The organism is Bradyrhizobium sp. USDA 372 (assembly GCF_053629095.1).
Map to the genome: position 1 here is coordinate 25984 of NZ_JBRJHR010000001.1, position 15375 is coordinate 41358.

21 protein-coding genes are annotated in these 15375 nt (G+C 66.0%); 12 read left to right on the plus strand and 9 right to left on the minus strand.

What is annotated here, in order from left to right; all coding sequences use genetic code 11:
• Positions 1 to 14 precede the first annotated feature (14 nt).
• The 3 genes from minD to AB7M16_RS00165 all read left to right on the plus strand — a co-directional run bounded on the left by minD (position 15) and on the right by AB7M16_RS00165 (position 1467).
• A complete protein-coding gene (minD, locus tag AB7M16_RS00155; protein WP_036022837.1) occupies positions 15 to 830 on the plus strand; it encodes a septum site-determining protein MinD in 816 nt (271 codons plus the stop codon).
• Complete coding sequence (minE, locus tag AB7M16_RS00160; RefSeq protein ID WP_172788545.1) at positions 827 to 1108, plus strand: cell division topological specificity factor MinE; 282 nt, start codon at positions 827 to 829, stop codon at positions 1106 to 1108. Before minD ends, minE begins: the two co-directional genes overlap by 4 nt.
• Before the next feature lie 173 nt (positions 1109 to 1281).
• A complete protein-coding gene (locus tag AB7M16_RS00165) occupies positions 1282 to 1467 on the plus strand; it encodes a hypothetical protein (protein WP_172788546.1) in 186 nt (61 codons plus the stop codon).
• Positions 1468 to 1488: 21 nt separating this feature from the next.
• On the opposite strand, the gene AB7M16_RS00170 is transcribed toward AB7M16_RS00165, so the two are convergent.
• Positions 1489 to 1737 carry a hypothetical protein gene (locus tag AB7M16_RS00170; protein ID WP_212258781.1) on the minus strand — a complete coding sequence of 83 codons (249 nt, stop codon included), beginning with the start codon at positions 1735 to 1737 and terminating at the stop codon, positions 1489 to 1491.
• Between the two features lie 113 nt (positions 1738 to 1850).
• A complete protein-coding gene (locus AB7M16_RS00175) occupies positions 1851 to 2243 on the minus strand; it encodes a hypothetical protein (RefSeq protein WP_172788547.1) in 393 nt (130 codons plus the stop codon).
• A 127-nt stretch (positions 2244 to 2370) separates the two neighbouring features.
• On the opposite strand from AB7M16_RS00175, the gene AB7M16_RS00180 reads away from it, so the two are divergent.
• A complete protein-coding gene (locus AB7M16_RS00180; protein WP_453942795.1) occupies positions 2371 to 3153 on the plus strand; it encodes an SDR family NAD(P)-dependent oxidoreductase in 783 nt (260 codons plus the stop codon).
• Between the two features lies 1 nt (position 3154).
• Here AB7M16_RS00180 and AB7M16_RS00185 read toward each other — a convergent pair whose 3' ends face one another.
• Together AB7M16_RS00185 and AB7M16_RS00190 are read right to left on the minus strand one after the other, a co-directional pair.
• Positions 3155 to 3385 (minus strand): DUF6894 family protein, encoded by a 231-nt coding sequence (locus AB7M16_RS00185; protein WP_025035960.1) that lies wholly within the window; start codon positions 3383 to 3385, stop codon positions 3155 to 3157.
• A 481-nt stretch (positions 3386 to 3866) separates the two neighbouring features.
• Positions 3867 to 4928 (minus strand): hypothetical protein, encoded by a 1062-nt coding sequence (locus AB7M16_RS00190; RefSeq protein ID WP_453942796.1) that lies wholly within the window; start codon positions 4926 to 4928, stop codon positions 3867 to 3869.
• 344 nt (positions 4929 to 5272) lie between these two features.
• Here AB7M16_RS00190 and AB7M16_RS00195 point away from each other — a divergent pair, with 344 nt between their 5' ends.
• Complete coding sequence (locus tag AB7M16_RS00195) at positions 5273 to 5869, plus strand: L,D-transpeptidase (RefSeq protein ID WP_172788550.1); 597 nt, start codon at positions 5273 to 5275, stop codon at positions 5867 to 5869.
• A 48-nt stretch (positions 5870 to 5917) separates the two neighbouring features.
• Here the strand turns inward: AB7M16_RS00195 and AB7M16_RS00200 are convergent, their stop codons facing one another.
• A complete protein-coding gene (locus tag AB7M16_RS00200) occupies positions 5918 to 6343 on the minus strand; it encodes a COG4315 family predicted lipoprotein (RefSeq protein ID WP_453942797.1) in 426 nt (141 codons plus the stop codon).
• 118 nt (positions 6344 to 6461) lie between these two features.
• Positions 6462 to 6926: a MarR family winged helix-turn-helix transcriptional regulator gene (locus tag AB7M16_RS00205; RefSeq protein ID WP_453942798.1), complete on the minus strand. Its 465-nt coding sequence runs from the start codon at positions 6924 to 6926 to the stop codon at positions 6462 to 6464.
• Between the two features lie 104 nt (positions 6927 to 7030).
• Here AB7M16_RS00205 and AB7M16_RS00210 point away from each other — a divergent pair, with 104 nt between their 5' ends.
• The 5 genes from AB7M16_RS00210 (at position 7031) to AB7M16_RS00230 (ending at position 11219) form a co-directional block, all read left to right on the plus strand.
• On the plus strand, positions 7031 to 8953 hold the full coding sequence (locus AB7M16_RS00210) for an FAD-binding monooxygenase (RefSeq protein ID WP_453942799.1): 1923 nt from the start codon (positions 7031 to 7033) through the stop codon (positions 8951 to 8953).
• Between the two features lie 143 nt (positions 8954 to 9096).
• Positions 9097 to 10086 (plus strand): SH3 domain-containing protein, encoded by a 990-nt coding sequence (locus AB7M16_RS00215; protein WP_453942800.1) that lies wholly within the window; start codon positions 9097 to 9099, stop codon positions 10084 to 10086.
• A gap of 222 nt (positions 10087 to 10308) precedes the next feature.
• Positions 10309 to 10536, plus strand: a complete 228-nt coding sequence (locus tag AB7M16_RS00220) for a hypothetical protein (RefSeq protein WP_246571636.1) — start codon at positions 10309 to 10311, stop codon at positions 10534 to 10536.
• Between the two features lie 129 nt (positions 10537 to 10665).
• Positions 10666 to 10872: a hypothetical protein gene (locus tag AB7M16_RS00225; protein WP_018322958.1), complete on the plus strand. Its 207-nt coding sequence runs from the start codon at positions 10666 to 10668 to the stop codon at positions 10870 to 10872.
• A 47-nt stretch (positions 10873 to 10919) separates the two neighbouring features.
• Entirely contained in the window at positions 10920 to 11219 is a 300-nt protein-coding gene (locus tag AB7M16_RS00230; protein ID WP_453942801.1) for a hypothetical protein, read from the plus strand.
• A gap of 9 nt (positions 11220 to 11228) precedes the next feature.
• Here AB7M16_RS00230 and AB7M16_RS00235 read toward each other — a convergent pair whose 3' ends face one another.
• On the minus strand, positions 11229 to 11573 hold the full coding sequence (locus AB7M16_RS00235; protein ID WP_212258471.1) for a DMT family transporter: 345 nt from the start codon (positions 11571 to 11573) through the stop codon (positions 11229 to 11231).
• A 144-nt stretch (positions 11574 to 11717) separates the two neighbouring features.
• On the minus strand, positions 11718 to 12383 hold the full coding sequence (locus tag AB7M16_RS00240) for an O-methyltransferase (RefSeq protein ID WP_453942802.1): 666 nt from the start codon (positions 12381 to 12383) through the stop codon (positions 11718 to 11720).
• A gap of 97 nt (positions 12384 to 12480) precedes the next feature.
• On the opposite strand from AB7M16_RS00240, the gene AB7M16_RS00245 reads away from it, so the two are divergent.
• Together AB7M16_RS00245 and pdxY are read left to right on the plus strand one after the other, a co-directional pair.
• On the plus strand, positions 12481 to 13113 hold the full coding sequence (locus AB7M16_RS00245) for a TetR family transcriptional regulator (protein ID WP_212258475.1): 633 nt from the start codon (positions 12481 to 12483) through the stop codon (positions 13111 to 13113).
• Positions 13114 to 13171: 58 nt separating this feature from the next.
• On the plus strand, positions 13172 to 13990 hold the full coding sequence (gene pdxY / locus AB7M16_RS00250; RefSeq protein ID WP_453942803.1) for a pyridoxal kinase: 819 nt from the start codon (positions 13172 to 13174) through the stop codon (positions 13988 to 13990).
• Between the two features lie 4 nt (positions 13991 to 13994).
• Here the strand turns inward: pdxY and AB7M16_RS00255 are convergent, their stop codons facing one another.
• A complete protein-coding gene (locus tag AB7M16_RS00255) occupies positions 13995 to 15305 on the minus strand; it encodes a hypothetical protein (protein ID WP_453942804.1) in 1311 nt (436 codons plus the stop codon).
• Positions 15306 to 15375 lie beyond the last annotated feature (70 nt).

Here is a 15375-nt window from a genome sequence, read left to right on the forward strand (position 1 = left end):
AGGAGACATTTCAGATGAGTAAGGTACTGGTCGTGACATCAGGCAAGGGCGGGGTCGGCAAGACCACGACGACCGCCGCGCTGGGAGCTGCCTTGGCGCAGCGCGGCGACAAGGTCGTCGTCGTCGATTTCGACGTCGGCCTGCGCAACCTCGACCTCGTGATGGGGGCCGAACGCCGCGTCGTGTTCGATCTCATCAACGTCGTGCAGGGCGTCGCCAAGCTCCCGCAGGCGCTGATCAAGGACAAGCGGCTGGAGAATTTATGGCTGCTGCCGGCTTCCCAAACCCGCGATAAGGACGCGCTGACGGAAGAGGGCGTCGGCAAGGTCATCGCCGAGTTGCGCAGCCGGTTCGACTGGGTGATCTGCGACAGCCCGGCCGGCATCGAGCGCGGCGCCTCCATGGCGATGCGCTTTGCCGACGAGGCCGTGATCGTCACCAATCCGGAAGTCTCCTCGGTGCGCGATTCCGACCGCATCATCGGCATGCTCGATTCCAAGACGGTGCGGGCCGAGAAGGGCGAGCGCGTCGAGAAGCACATCCTGATCACCCGCTACGATCCCTCGCGCGCCGCGCGCGGCGAGATGCTGACCATCGATGACATCCTGGAGATCCTTGCCACGCCCTTGCTCGGCATCATCCCCGAGAGCCAGGACGTGTTGAAGGCCTCCAACGTCGGCACGCCCGTGACTCTGTCGAATGCCGATGGAGCGCCGGCACGAGCCTATATGGACGCGGCCAAGCGCCTCTGCGGCGAGAACGTGACGATGCACGTTCCTGCCGAGCGCAGAGGATTTATGGACCGCCTGCTGCGACGGAGGGCTGCATGAGCATGGGTCTGCTTCGACTTCTCCGTGGCAAGAAGGCCTCGGCACCCGTCGCGCGCGAACGGCTGCAGATCCTGCTTGCCCATGAACGCGGAATGCGCGGCCAGCCCGATCTGCTCGGTGTGCTGCGTGAGGAAATTCTCGCCGTCGTGTCCAAGCATGTGACGCTGGACCCGACCAAGGTCATCGTCCGGCTCGAGCGCGGCGACGAGGTCTCGACCCTCGAGGTCGATATCGAGGTGCCCAACGACATCGAGCGGAAAAAGGTGGCGGTCGCGTAGGGACGCGGCCGTAGCCTCCCGTCTTGGGGTGGGTGAGAAGGCGGTCCGCCGGGCATGGCGGGCCGCCTTTGTCTTGCCGCTCGCATCGATGGGACGGAACGCGCCCCGCGCCTCGACCGTTGTAACAACCCGCGGCAGCGTTGCACCGCGGCCGGTCAGACGGGAGAGCGCCCATGATGTCCGAGGTCCAGGTTCATACCGTTGCCAGGCAGATGCTCGAAAAGCACGGCTTTGCTGCGATCGCGAAGGCCGCGGAGCAGGCCCAGGCCTGCGAGGGCCGCGGCGAGGCCGACGAGGCGAGGGAATGGCGTCACATCGTGGACGCCATGAAGATCATGCGCGGCCCGCATCAGAGCTGACATTCGAACGCGCGAACGTCTTCAACGCTCCTCGCGATCGGCGCCCTGCTGCGACGTGCGATTTTGTGTCTGTGGCTGCGCGCGCTCGCCCGATTCCCTGCAGGGCAGCGGTTCCCATGTGCCGTCCGGCGCCTGCTGATAGGCACTGCAGGACGGCGAGGTGGACTTTTCCGCGGCCCTCTGGGCGTCGGAATTCCTCGCCAGGGCGGGCGCAGTCAGCACCGCGGCGGCTGCAATCGCGCCGGCGAAAACGAAATGGATATTCCGCATGAGGACCTCCTGTTCGAATTCGGAAAGAGGCCGCATGCTTTCGAGGATTGTGACGATTTTGGGCCGCGGCAGAGGTTCCGTCGCGGCGTGCTTAACGCGGCAATGCCGGGGCGCTAGCCGCCCTTGCTCCGGATCAGGCCGGCGAGATTGGTCTTCTGGGCTTCGCACCAGCCGGACATGCCGAGGCGGCGCTGGTCCATATCGGTCGCCTGGGTCGCAACCGCGACTTCCGCCATCAGATCGTCGTCCTGCTTCTCGCCCATCTTGCCGCCGGTGTGCATCCAGGCGATCGCCTTGCGCACCTTCTCGGTGGTGCCGTCGGGCAGCTGCATCTGCTGCGCCCTCTGCACGAGGTCCTGATAGACGAGATCGGTGTTGGGGCACTCGACCTTGGCGGCGAAGGCCTGCAACACCATCGTCACATAGGTCGCCCGCGGTGGCGCCTCGCCCGCGAGGGCCGGCGTGGCCAACAGCAACAGGGCCGTCATCAGAAAACCGGTGCGCATCCTTGGGACCTCCTCCGTTTTCCCGAGAGGCTAGCGTCCGGCGCGCCGCTCCGCAATGGTGCGCAGTGCGATTGTCGTCCGTCGGGGCGGTGGGCTAACCTGCTGCTTCCCAGCATCGGAGCGCGACATGAGCCTGTTCAGCACGCCGTTCGATCCCGCACGCGACACCGCGCTCGTCACCGGCGCGGGCAATGGCATCGGCCGCGCGATCGCGCTCGGCCTGGTCGGCGAGGGCGTCCGCACCGTGTTCGCGGATGTGAGCGCGGAGCGGGTGCGCGCCGCGATCGGCGCGAGCGAGAGGCCTGGTCTCGCCGTGCCCTGGGTCGGCGATCTCGCCAGCCTCGGGGCCTGCGATGAGCTGCTGACGGCCGCACACGCGGCGCTCGGCGAGGTCACGCATTTCGTCCACAGCGCCTCGCCGCCGCGACGCGAGGCCGATCATGCGCTCGCGGTCGATCGCAAGACCTGGCAGGAGATGCATGCCGTCAATCTCGATGCCGGCTTTCACCTCGCTCGCGCGCTGGCAAAGCGGCTGATCGCGGCGAAGCGGCCGGGTTCGTTCCTGTTTCTGACGTCGCTGCATGCGGGCACGCCGCGCAACCTGCCGCATTATTCGACGGCAAAGGCCGCCATGGCGATGCTGGTGAAGGAGCTGGCCAAGACGCTCGGACGTTACGACATCCGCGTCAATGCATTGGTGCCCGGCGCGATCGCAGCCGGCGGGTTCGTCGCCGATCCCGCGCTGGCGCGGCACATTCCGCTCGGGCGGCTCGGCGAGGCCAATGACCTCGCACCGATGGCGCTCACGGTGCTGTCGAACAAGCTGTCCGCTTACGTCACCGGCGCAGCCTTCGTCGTCGACGGTGGATTGTCGCTGACGAACTGGTTCGAGGCGCCGGCGCTGGATTAGCCTAGCGCTGCCAGGCCGGCACCGGATCGAGCGGCGTGCGATACAGCTCGTTGTGATCGCGATCGGTGACGCGCACCGCGCAGCCCTTCTGCTGCAGCTCCGGCTTCACCTGCGACAGCTCGCAAGCCAATTGATCGGCGCGATCGGAGGCAACCTCGATGTCTTCGAGGATGATTCCACCCTGGTTCTTGAACTCTTCACCAACCACGAGATCGAAATAGTAGTAGGGCATCCGAATTCCCCGGTGTGACGATCTGAGCTTCAGTGCAAGTCTCAACGCATGTCGGATGATACCACTGAGTCGATATCTATCGAACGAACAGAGCGCGCAATCTCTGAGCTTATGGCGCAGAAATGATGTGCAGTGTGCGGGGTCGTTAGGAATTTATTAAATATGCCTGCGCAATCATTAAGGCATGGAATTGCAGCAGAACCGGGCTCCGGGAACCGGGAGCTGCAAGAGAAGGCCGCCGGCATAGATCCCGACGGCCTTTTCTCTTGAGCGTGAGATCGCTTCCCGTAATTCCCCGGAGTTAACGCATCGCATCGACTCGGACAGCGTACGCGAACGCACGACAGCGAGGCCGCGGCGTTGCTCTAAAGCGCGATGCGATGAATCGTCATCGCGCCTCAGGTTAGTGTTTGAGCATGATCTCTTCGGAAAACCGCCACGCGCTTTGCGCTAACGCGGCCCTTCGGGTCCGGATCATGCTCTAACGCAGCGGCATCGGCGGGCGCACGATCGGTCCGTCGTCATCGGCAACGGCTTGCGTCGTCGGCGCAGCTGACGGCGGCGCGGCAGCGGCCTGCGATGGCGGCGGCGGAGGTGCGAGCGGCGAGGGCGAAGAGGCCGGCATGTAGGTCCGCGTCACAGGCGGCTTGGGCTTGCGAACCGGCGGCGCGACAGGCTGCGGCGCGACAGGCTGCGGCGGGAGCGCGGCGGCGCGTGCGCGCGGATCGACCGGCGGCCGCGCTTCGGTGACCGGCTTCGGTGCAGGAGGCCTGGCCATCTCACGCGCCATCTGCTCCTGTCCGGCCTTCAACTCGGCGATGTTGGCCTTGAGCTGATCGATCTGCTGCGCCATCGCGGCGAGATCGCGTGTCATCGATTGCACCTGCGCTGCATCGACAGGCTGTGTCGCTGCAGGCGCGGCCGCAGCAAGCTGAGCCGCGGGCGGGGTCGCAGCTTGGTCCGCCGTTTGGTTGGGTGTGGCTTCGGCTGCCGGCGGCGCGGCCTCGGCGGCGGCGACCGGCGCGCTTTGCTGCGGTGTCGCAGACAGCAACGAGGTCGTCGGGAGCAGCGAAGTCAGCGCCGGCGTCCATTCGGCCAGCAACTGCTTTGCCGTGTCGCCGTGCTTCTCCCAGGCCACGCTGGCGGCCACACTGGCGCCGGCAAGCAGGAACGTGACGAACGCGCCGCGCAGCCATTTGCGGACCGTGGATCGCTTCTTCATCACGGGACCATCGCTGGAGGTGACGCGGACAGCTGTATCGATCGACGGGGCCGCGGCGGATTTTCCGTAGACGACGTTGATGGTGGGCTCGGGCGCGCGCGCGGGCTCCAGCGTGAATTTCGGCATGAGCTTGGGCTCCGGGGCAAACTTGGGCTCCGGACGCCGCGCGATCTCCGGCGCCAGCGCAGGCGATGCGCTGGTGGGGCGTGAGGCGAGCACGATCTCGGGCGAGATCTGGACCGCGTCGTGCGGATCGTTGTCCTTGACCGTGTCCTTCACGATCTCATCGACGATTTGCTTGGCGTTCAGCGTCGCGAGCATCGCAGCTCCTTTGAAGCGCAGTGTTCGAGGTTTAAGTCATCCGCATTGGCGCGGGGCTGATCCGAGGTGAGCCCATGCCGGTCCCCATGACGCACGAGTCCAGCCGGGTTTGACCAAAGCAAGGCGAGGGGATGGAGATGATGCGACAGTCTTCCGCCGTTTGTGGTGATGGAACCCAATTTGCCGAACACGCGCATGTGTTCCCGCACCGCCTTGTTTTCAGCATGATTTTGGCAATATCTGGCGCTGCTGGGGGCGCTGTTGTTCCGCTATTGGGGGGGCCGGCGGTGCCAAGATCTCTACTCGTTTTGTTCGTCGCAGCCCTGCTGCCGCTGGGCGGCTGCATGCAGACGACACTTTCGCCATCGACGGATGCGAGCATGACGCCGCGCGACCGTCAGTTGCTCGCGCATGCGCCTTACGCGAAGGCGAACGTGCCCGAGCAATATCTGCGTCACATCGTCGATTACCACCGCAAGGAGCAGCCGGGCACGATCCTGGTCGATACCGACGCGCGCTATCTCTATTACGTGCTGCCCGAGGGCAAGGCGATCCGCTACGGCGTTGCCGTCGGCGAGGAAGCCATGGCGTTCTCCGGCGTCGCGCGGGTCGGTCGCCTGGCGGAATGGCCGGACTGGGTTCCGACCGCGGATATCCAGGCGCGACTCGGCCCGTATCCGGCGCGCGTTCCCGGCGGTCCCGCCAATCCGCTGGGCGCGCGGGGCATCTATCTCTTTGTCGGCAACAAGGACACGCTCTATCGAATCCACGGCACCAACCAGCCCGAATATATCGGGCAGGCGATCTCGTCCGGCTGCATCCGGATGCGTAACGAGGACGTCATCGATCTCTACGACCGGGTGAAGCTCAATTCGATGGTCGTGGTGCTGCCGCCGGGGCAGAGCGCGCAGGCCGAGGCGGGTGGACGCTGGCGGGGGTAAGGCCGCCCGACCGGCCGGATCGCGTTCTCGTGGATTGTTTGTGTGCGGCTACTCAGGCCGGGCGACCCGCCATTGCAGCGTCGTGGCGTTGCCGTTGGCGTCGCCCGGCGCCTTGTCGGCGGGCGAGGTATAGAGCGGGCGATACCGGTACGCCCACATCTTGCTGCCGTCGTTGCGGCTGATCACGGTGAAATCGCCGACGGCCTTGGCGTCTGCGGTCGCTGGCAACGGGACCCAGCTCTCGGTGCACTTGCCGTTGCAGTTCGACGTCTTTCCGGTGGTGTCGCGCTCGTAATAGTAGAGCGTCATACCCTTGAGATCGACGAGCTTGGGACCTTGCTTGGTCAGGACCACCTTCGCCGGCGCAGTCGTCGCCTCGGGCTTCGGCGGCGCGGCATCGCCGCCGCCATGGCCGTTGGCGAGCGCGTGACCGGAGAGCGCGATGGCCGCGGCTACAACGAGGAACCTGAACATCCGAAACTCCGCCCCGCAAAGTTAATCGCGCGTTAAGCGCCCAATGCGCGCCGACGTTAGCAGCCGAAGGTTAGTTCCTGGTTTCGTGCGCTGCGACAATTACGGACATGGCCGGAGATCAGACTTGCGCATCGCGCAGCGGCGCGCGGCTGAGCTCGTTGCCGGCGGCGATGGCCTTGCGCAGCAGCCGCAGCAGCTCCTCGCCCTCTTTCGCGCTGAGGCCGCGCAGCATGATACGCTGCGCAGATTCAACGGCCGGGGTGATCTTGCGCAGCGTGCGCCGGCCCTCGTCGGTGATCTCGAGCTCGCGCGCGCGGCGGTCGCGGCTGGACGGACGACGCTCCACAAGGCCCTTCTGGACGAGGCGATCGATCACGCCGGTGATGGTGGTGCGATCGTAGGCGATCAATCCGGCGAGCGTCACCTGGTCGAGCCCCGGGTTGGCCTTGATGGTCGCAAGCGCGGCGTACTGCACCGGCGTGAGATCGAAGCCGGCGTCCTCGACCTCGGCCAGGAACACCGCGACCGCGATCTGCTGAAAGCGGCGCGCCAGATGGCCGGGCATGTCGTTGTTGTCTTTCACCGAAATCTCCTCTGCGGGCAGGGGCGCCGCGGGTCGTTGACAAGCATACTGATAGTCAGCATACTGAGCAATATTCAAGCAGAAACTGGCGGGGAGAGGTGCTCATGCAATTCCATCTCAATGGATTTCAGCCGGGCGACCCTGAAATCGCCGATCCTGCCGCGCGCGTTCAGGCATCGGGGGCGGCGGGCGCCGTGCCTGGCGAGGTCGATGTCCTCATCGTCGGCTGCGGGCCGGCGGGCCTGACGCTCGCCGCCCAGCTCGCGCAATTCGCTGACGTCAAGACCTGCATCGTCGAGCAGAAGCCGGACCGCCTGCTGGTCGGCCAGGCCGACGGCATCGCCTGTCGCACCATGGAGATGTTCCACGCCTATGGCTTCGGCGAGCGCGTGCTGAAGGAGGCCTATTGGGTCAACGAGACGACGTTCTGGAAGCCCGATGAAGGGACGCCGGAGAACATCGTCCGCAGCGGTCGGGTGCAGGACGTCGAGGACGGGCTGTCGGAATTCCCGCACCTCATCCTGAACCAGGCGCGCGTCCATGACTGCTTTCTCGACGTCATGCGCAAATCGCCGGCGAAGCTCGCGCCGTATTACAGCCGACGTGTGCTTGATCTGAATGTCGATCCGGCCGCCGCTGCCGACGATCATGCCGTGACCGTGCGCCTCGAACGCGTCGATGCCGCAAACGAGGGCAATGTCGAGACGATCAAGGCCCGCTACGTCGTCGGCTGCGACGGCGCCCGCAGCACGGTGCGCAAATCGATCGGTCGCGAGCTGCACGGGGATTCCGCCAACCACGCCTGGGGCGTGATGGACGTGCTGGCCGTGACCGATTTTCCGGACATCCGCTTCAAGTCGCTGATCCAGTCGGCGAAGGACGGCAGCCTGCTGATCATTCCGCGCGAAGGCGGCTACATGGTCCGCATCTATGTCGAGCTCGCCAAGCTCGATGCCGGCGAACGCGTTGCCAATCGCAACATCACGGCCGACGACGTGATCGCGAAAGCGCAGCGGATCCTGAAGCCGCATCGGCTCGAGGTGAAGGAAATCGCCTGGTGGTCGGTCTACGAGATCGGCCAGCGCCTCACCGACAAGTTCGACGACGTACCAGAAGGCGAGGTCGCTGCGCGCCTGCCGCGCATCTTCATCGCCGGCGATGCCTGCCACACCCACAGCCCGAAGGCGGGGCAGGGCATGAACGTCTCGATGCAGGATGCCTTCAATCTCGGCTGGAAGCTCGCGGCCGTACTGCGGAGACAGTGTGCGCCGAGCCTCTTGCATTCCTACTCGGCCGAGCGCCAGGCGGTCGCGAAGGAGCTGATCGATTTCGATCGCGAGTGGGCAGGTATCCTCGCCTCCGCCGCCAAGGCCGGCGGCGCCGATGCCGCCAAGACGCAGGACTATTTCGTCCGGCACGGACGCTACACGGCGGGTACGGCAACGCATTACAGGCCCTCGGTGCTGACAGGCGCGGCCACGCATCAGCATCTCGCGCAGGGCTTTATCGTCGGCAAGCGCTTCCATTCCGCGCCGGTGATCCGGCTGGCGGACGCCAAGCCGGTGCATCTCGGCCACGCGGCGCAGGCCGACGGACGCTTCCGCATCTACGCATTCTCGCCCGCTGAGAACCCGGTTGCGTCGGGCTCGGCCATTCGCGCCTTGTGCAATTTCCTCTCGGAGTCCCGGAAATCACCGATCCGTCGGTATACTCCTGTTGGAGCCGACATCGACAGCGTGATCGATCTGCGCGCGGTGTTTCAGCAGGACCATCGCGAGCTTGCCATCGAGGCGATGCCGGCGATGTTGCTCCCGAGCAAAGGCCGTTACGGCTTGCACGATTACGAGAAGATGTTCTGCCCTGACCTCAAGAGCGGCCACGACGTTTTCACGATGCGCGGCATCGATCGGACGGCCGGCTGCATGGTCGTGGTGCGGCCCGACCAGTATGTAGCAACCGTGCTGCGGCTCGACGATTTTGCCGGGCTCGCTTCCTTCTTCGACGCCTTCATGCTGCCGGTGGAGTGACGCCGAAAGCGCCGTGCCGATGAACGATGGATGAATATTGAACTTCGCGCGTGCGCGCGTTCTCAATCTTTCTGCTGATGCGATGATGACGGGCGGAACGCTCGTTCCGCCTGCGCGTTCCGTCGAAAGAGGAGGAACACGCCATGAAATTCAGAAGCGTTCTGGTTGCCGCATTGCTACTCGTCCCGACAGCCGCGCTGGCCGCGCCGGGCATAGTGACCGTCTCGACCGGCTTGCGGGCCGGGCCGGGCACGGGCTTTCCCCTGGTCGATCGCATCCCCGGAGGCGCCCGCGTCAACATCCATGGCTGCCTGCGCGGCAAGGCCTGGTGCGACGTCAGCTTCTCCGACGATCGCGGCTGGGTGTCGTCGCAATATCTCGAATATCTCTACCGCAATCGCTACGTCTATCTCCCCGACTATGTCGACGAGATCGACGTGCCCGTCGTGCCGTTCGTGCTGACCTCGTACTGGTCGAGCTACTATGCGGGACGGCCCTGGTACCGCCGCCACGCTTATTGGAATAATTACTGGAGCTCGCACGAGCGCTTTGCGAGGCGGCTGACGCTCGATCCGCGCGCAGCCCGCATCGGTCGCGCGGCGACGCGCGATGCGGCGGCCGCACTCGAGCGCAGCGGCGTGCGCGGCAAGGGCGAGGCCGCCATCTCCGGACGTGACGCCGTCACCGCGCGGCCGGACGCTGCGATCGCAAAACGCGACGCTGCGATCGCCAAGCGCGACGCTGGAGTAGCAACCGACCGGACGCGCGCCGGCAGCAGCGAGCGCATCGCGCACGAGCGGGTCAATGCGCAGAGCCGCAATCCGCGCGATGCACAGGCGCGCATGATGCACGAGCAGGCTGCAGGCCGTGCTGCCGTCCGCACCCAGCCGATGCCGCGCGCGCATGAAGCACCGCGCGTGTCGGCCGCGCCGGCCGCGCGGCCCTCGATGCCGCATGCGGCGCAGCCGAGCGTCAGCCATGGTTCGCCGATGAACGCGCATGCGCAGACGCCGGCGCCGCGTGCCGCTGCGCCTGCCATGCCGCACGGCGGTGGCGGTGCTCCGCGCGTCAATGCCGCGCCGCATGGCGGCGGTGCACCGGCGGGCGGGCCCGGCGGGCACCAGAAGCACTAGCTCCAACGAAAGCCCGGCCCTCGTGCCGGGCTTTCCGCTTGCGCGCCCTCCGGTTCCGTGCGCGTACAATTTAAGAAAGTTCTTCGCGGGCAGATTTCATCGATCGTAAGATGTCTATCCAAAGCTGTAAGCATCCACTCGGGGCAGCGGGGGCACCGGAGGATGACGATGAGACAGAACCAAGCGGAGACGCGCCGTCAGCAAAATGTCGCGAAGCGGTCGATGACCAAGGAGGCCAAGCAGCTGGCCGGCTTGATTGCCGGACTGCGCGAATCCCTCGAGGAGATCCACAAGGAGCGGGCGGGTGCCAAGCTCTCGGGCGCAGAAATGGGACTACTCGATGAGCGGCGCAACAATCTGCTGCTCACCATCGCAGCCCTCAATGACCGCCTCTCGGCGGTGCAGGGCCTGATCAATCTCGGCCGCCCTCATATTATCCGCGTGCACTAGCGCCGATCCGAGGTCACGAGATCGGCTCTGTTGCGACGGCACGGGGCCGGCCACAGGCCTCGTGGACGGCACCAAATTGCCACGCTCCCGGCGAATTGCCGCCAAAGCCCGCTGCCACGAGAAGGCCGGGTGCAGGGCGACGCAAGGGGATGCGAATTGGCCTACAAGATGGTCGCAGAACGCGACAACGAGAAGTACAGTTTCGCTCGCGAAAGCCGATTGCTCATCGTGGCGAAGGCGAAAGTGTGGGCGAGCGAAGGATGGCGGGTGGTCATCACCGACCAGGATGGCAAGGCCTACGCGCCGCCCGAATTCGATCAGCTGTCCGCAGCGTGATGGTGAGGCGGGGCCTGACTGCGCCTCTGCTCATTCTAACGGCCGCCATGCTGCCGGCGACGGCCGCCGTCGCGCAAAATCTGGATGCCGGCAAGTCGCCCGCGAAGCTGTTCGCCGAAGGCTGCGCGACCTGCCACCGCAGCCCGCGCGGCTTGGCCAAGGGACGCTTCAGCCTGACGCTGTCCTGGTTTCTGAGGGATCATTACGTGACCAGCTCCGATTCGGCGAAAGCGCTCGCCGCTTACCTGGTATCGGTTGATGAGCCGCCGCCCCGGGGGGCGGCCAAGCCCGGTGCCAAGGCGCCCCGGTCCGCCCCGCGTCCGCCCACGCCCGCTCAGAGCCGGTAACCGCGCGCGTCAACGCAACGTGGTCTCCGAGAACAGGTTGATGATCACGACTCCTGAGACGATCAGCGCAATGCCGACGAAGGCTGCGGCGTCCAGGATCTGACGGAACAGCACGAAGGAAACGGTGGCGGTCAGGATGATGCCGACCCCGCCCCAGATCGCATAGGCGATGCTCAACGGGATCACCCGGATCGCCACCGAGAGCGCGTAGAACGAGGCGACGTAGAACAGCACCATCGCCAGCGTGGGCCAGGGACGGGTGAACTGGGCGGATTGCTGCAGGAACGCCGACGCGGTGACCTCGAACACGATGGCGAGGGCGAGAGCCGTATAAGCGTTGAAGGCGGAGGTCATGAGCCTCTCGGCGTGAGGAAGATACCGCGCGGCTGTCGCGAATATCACGTGCGAATGACGAACCTGCGACACGACGGGCCGACGGGAGGCCGCCGCGCGACGATCGTGCGGCGGCTCGAGATGGCCCGATTATTCGACCCGGCCCTAACTGATCCGCAGCGAGAGCTCGACGTCTTCGGCAAAGGGAGTGGACATATAGCCGCTGCCGGGCGCGCGCACCCGTGCCAGATAGTCAGGGCTGTCGTCGGCATTGTCGGCGACGATGATCGCCCCCGGCCGCAGACGGCCTTCGACCAGATCCAGGATCTCGGGGTAGAGCGCCTTGGCACCGTCGAGCAGTACGAGATCGATCGTTTCGGGCAGGCCGGTGCTGAGCGTCTTCAGCGCGTCGCCTTCGCGGATGTCGACGAGATCGATCAAGCCGCCGGCCGAGAGGTTGTCTCGCGCCCGGGCAACCTTGGACGGCTCGAACTCGCTGGTGACGAGGCGGCCGCCGCCATTGTCGCGCAGGCCTGCGGCAAGGTGCAGTGTCGAGATGCCGAACGAGGTGCCGAACTCGACGATGGACCGGGCGCGGGAGCTGCGTGTCAGGATGTAGAGCAGCGCTCCGGTCTCGCGCGAGACCGGAAGCGGTGCGTCCTTCAGGCGTCCATAGAGATTGCGATATTCGGTTTTGCTCCGCATCATCCGCTCCCGCTCTGCGTCGGACAGGTCTGCGATTGCGGCTTCCGTTGCCTCGCTTGCTGCCTCGGCTTCGCCGAACAGGCGATCCAGCAGCGGCGCAAGCGAAGCGATGGTCGGGATGGTCATCGAAGTCTCCAGAGTTGGCGAAAGAAGCGCGTGCTTGCGCGCCGATTGAAATACGACTAATTCGTCGCGTTTCCTATTCGCATTGCCCGAGCGAGCCATGGCCGACCGTCGAAGCCGTTCAATTTCTTCACGAAAACAGCCGCAGCAAGCTCGCTCGACGGAGCTGGTGGCGGCCATTCTGGATGCGGCTGTTCAGGTTCTAGCGAAGGAGGGCGCGCAGCGTTTCACCACGGCGCGCGTGGCGGAGCGGGCCGGGGTGAGCGTCGGGTCGCTCTATCAATATTTTCCAAACAAGGCCGCGATCCTGTTTCGTCTCCAGAGCGACGAGTGGCGGCATACGAGCGAGCTGCTGCGCGGTATCCTCGCGGATCGCGCCAAGCCGCCACAGGCGCGGTTGCGCGCGCTGGTCCATGCCTTCATCCGCTCCGAGTGCGAGGAGGCTGCGATGCGCACGGCCCTCAACGACGCCGCGCCGCTCTATCGTGACGCGCCCGAAGCGCGCGAGGCCCGGGCGGCCAGCAGGGGCATCGTCGATGTCTTCATGCGAGAGGCGCTGCCCAAAGCTTCCAATGCGACGCGCGGCCTCGCCGGCGAGCTGATCACGACCACGCTCAGCGAGGCCGGCAAGCGATTTTCGGAGACCCGGCGCAGCGAGGCCGAGATTGCGCGTCATGCCGCCGGGCTAGCCGACATGTTCTGCGCCTATCTCGGGGAATTGGCCCGACGCTGAAGCGCGAGATCCGGGCGACACTTGCATCGCCCCGCGTTTGTCCGTACGGACCTCCTTCATGCTCGTCATCTCGATCCAGAGCCAGGTGGTCCACGGCCATGTCGGCAACAGCGCGGCCGCGTATGCCATGCAGGCGGAGGGCGTGAACGTTGCGGCGGTGCCGACGACGCTGCTGTCCAACCATCCGCGCTATCCGAGCCTGCGCGGACGGGTGCTGGAGACCGAGCTCGTCGCCGATCTCCTGAAGGGTGTCGAGGAGCGCGGCTTGATCGACGAGGCTGCGGTGCTCGTCACCGGCTATCTCGGCTCGCCCGGCAATGCCGCCGTGATCGCCGATTTCGTCGAGCGGGCGCGTTCGCGGAATGCGAAGCTGGTCTATCTCTGCGACCCCGTGATCGGTGACGACGGCCGCGTCTATGTCGCGGACGGCATTTTGGACGTGGTCCGGCACCGGCTGCTGCCGGCGGCGAACCTGACGACGCCGAACCAGTTCGAGCTCGAGCTGCTCTCGGGAGCGACGATTGCAGATGCCGAGGGCCTGAGTGCGGCGTGTGCGATGCTGGCAGGGACGGGCCGCACCGACGTCGTCGCCACCGGCTGCACCCTCGCTGACACGGCGACCGGGCAGGTGGAGACGATCCTGTGCAGCGACGGACGATTGTCCCGCTTTGCGACGCCGCGCCTGCCGATCCGCCCCTACGGCACCGGCGATCTCCTCACCGGGCTGATCGCGGCGCATCTGGCCAAGGGCGAAGCGATGGGCTCGGCCGTGCGGCGCGCGGTCGACACGGTCTTTGCGGTGCTGGTGCGCACGCAGGACGCCGGCTCGGCCGAGATGCGGCTGGTGCCGCTGCCAACGGCGGAGTGCAAGCCGTAAACCGTCAGGTCGCGCGCTTGACGGCCGATTGCGCCGATTTCTGCGGCTTGGCCGGGCTCTTCTGCTCGCGCGCGGCGTGGGCCTTCGGCGGCTTGGCGCTGGCGATCGCGCGCGGCTTCTTCGGCTTGGCGCTGGCAACGTCCTTGCGATCGGAGGTGCCGCGCTTCGAGATATATTCCTTGCCGTCGATCGGGCCGACATGCGGCGGATCGCGGCCGAGATAGGGCCTGCCGATGCCGAACGCCTTGCCGTTGGCATCGACCCACTTCCACAGGATCTCGGTCGAGACCCAGCGCTGCGCCCGATTATTGCCTTGCGTGCTGACGATGTCCGCGGCCATGCCGTGGCCATACCCGCCGCGTGTGCTGCCGCCATGATAGGAGCGGTTGGACGCGGCCTTCAGGCCGCTTGCGATCGACTGGCGATAATCGTCGCGGAACGCGCTGGTGATGCCCGGCGACAGGCCGGCAGCTTCGGCCGCGAGCATCATGCGGAACAGCTTCTGCTTGAAGCTCTTGTCCATGCCGCCGATGACGTAGTCCATCATCGACATGCCGGCGCGCTCGGCCGCGTTCGGATCCTTCCAGGTGAAGTCCTGATCGACCAGCTTGGTGAAGCTGCGCATCACCGTGACGGTCTTGCCCTTGCGCTTGATGGTGACCGCGCGCCGCTCCTGAACCTTGATCGTGTCTTCCTTGGCGGTGCGCTGATAGAGCGCCCAGAGATAGCGGTCGATGCAGGTATCCATGACGAAGCATTCGTCGAGCACGGCGACGGTGTCGGCGGGCGGAGACGCCTTGCTCGCAGGCGCGACAGGACCGCTCGCGATCGCCGCGGGCGACAATGCGTCCGTCGTCACGATCTCGGTGGGATCGGCGGATGCGAGCTTGACGGGGTCGGGCAGAGGGGCGGGGGCAATCTCGCTGACGATCGGCTCCGGTTCGGGGGATATCTGCGGCGCGGGAGCAGGTTCCGCCGGCAGGATCAGCACCGGGTCGGCCGAGGCAAGCTTGACGGTGGAGGTGGGCTGCTCGGGCGTTGCCTCTGCTGGCGTGGCAGGGGTGGCAGCGACGGCGGCAGCGATGTCGGCGGTCAAGGCGAGGCCATCCTCGATGGTCGCAGCGCGCGGCACGTCGGCGATGTCGATGCGGCCGAGATCCTTGGCGTGATCCTTGGCGCGCGAGATGGCGGCTGCATTGGCACCGCTGTTCTCGATCAGCGCAGGCGCATAGGCCGAGAGAGACAATGCGAGCCAGCCGGCGAGAACGGCCGAGGGACACGACACCGCCACCAGAAGAGACCGCCGATCGTTCATGATCCCTGCCTCCAAACGGTCTGTTCGAAGCATCTGGCTCGAACAGTGGTGATGCAAACAGTCTGACCAA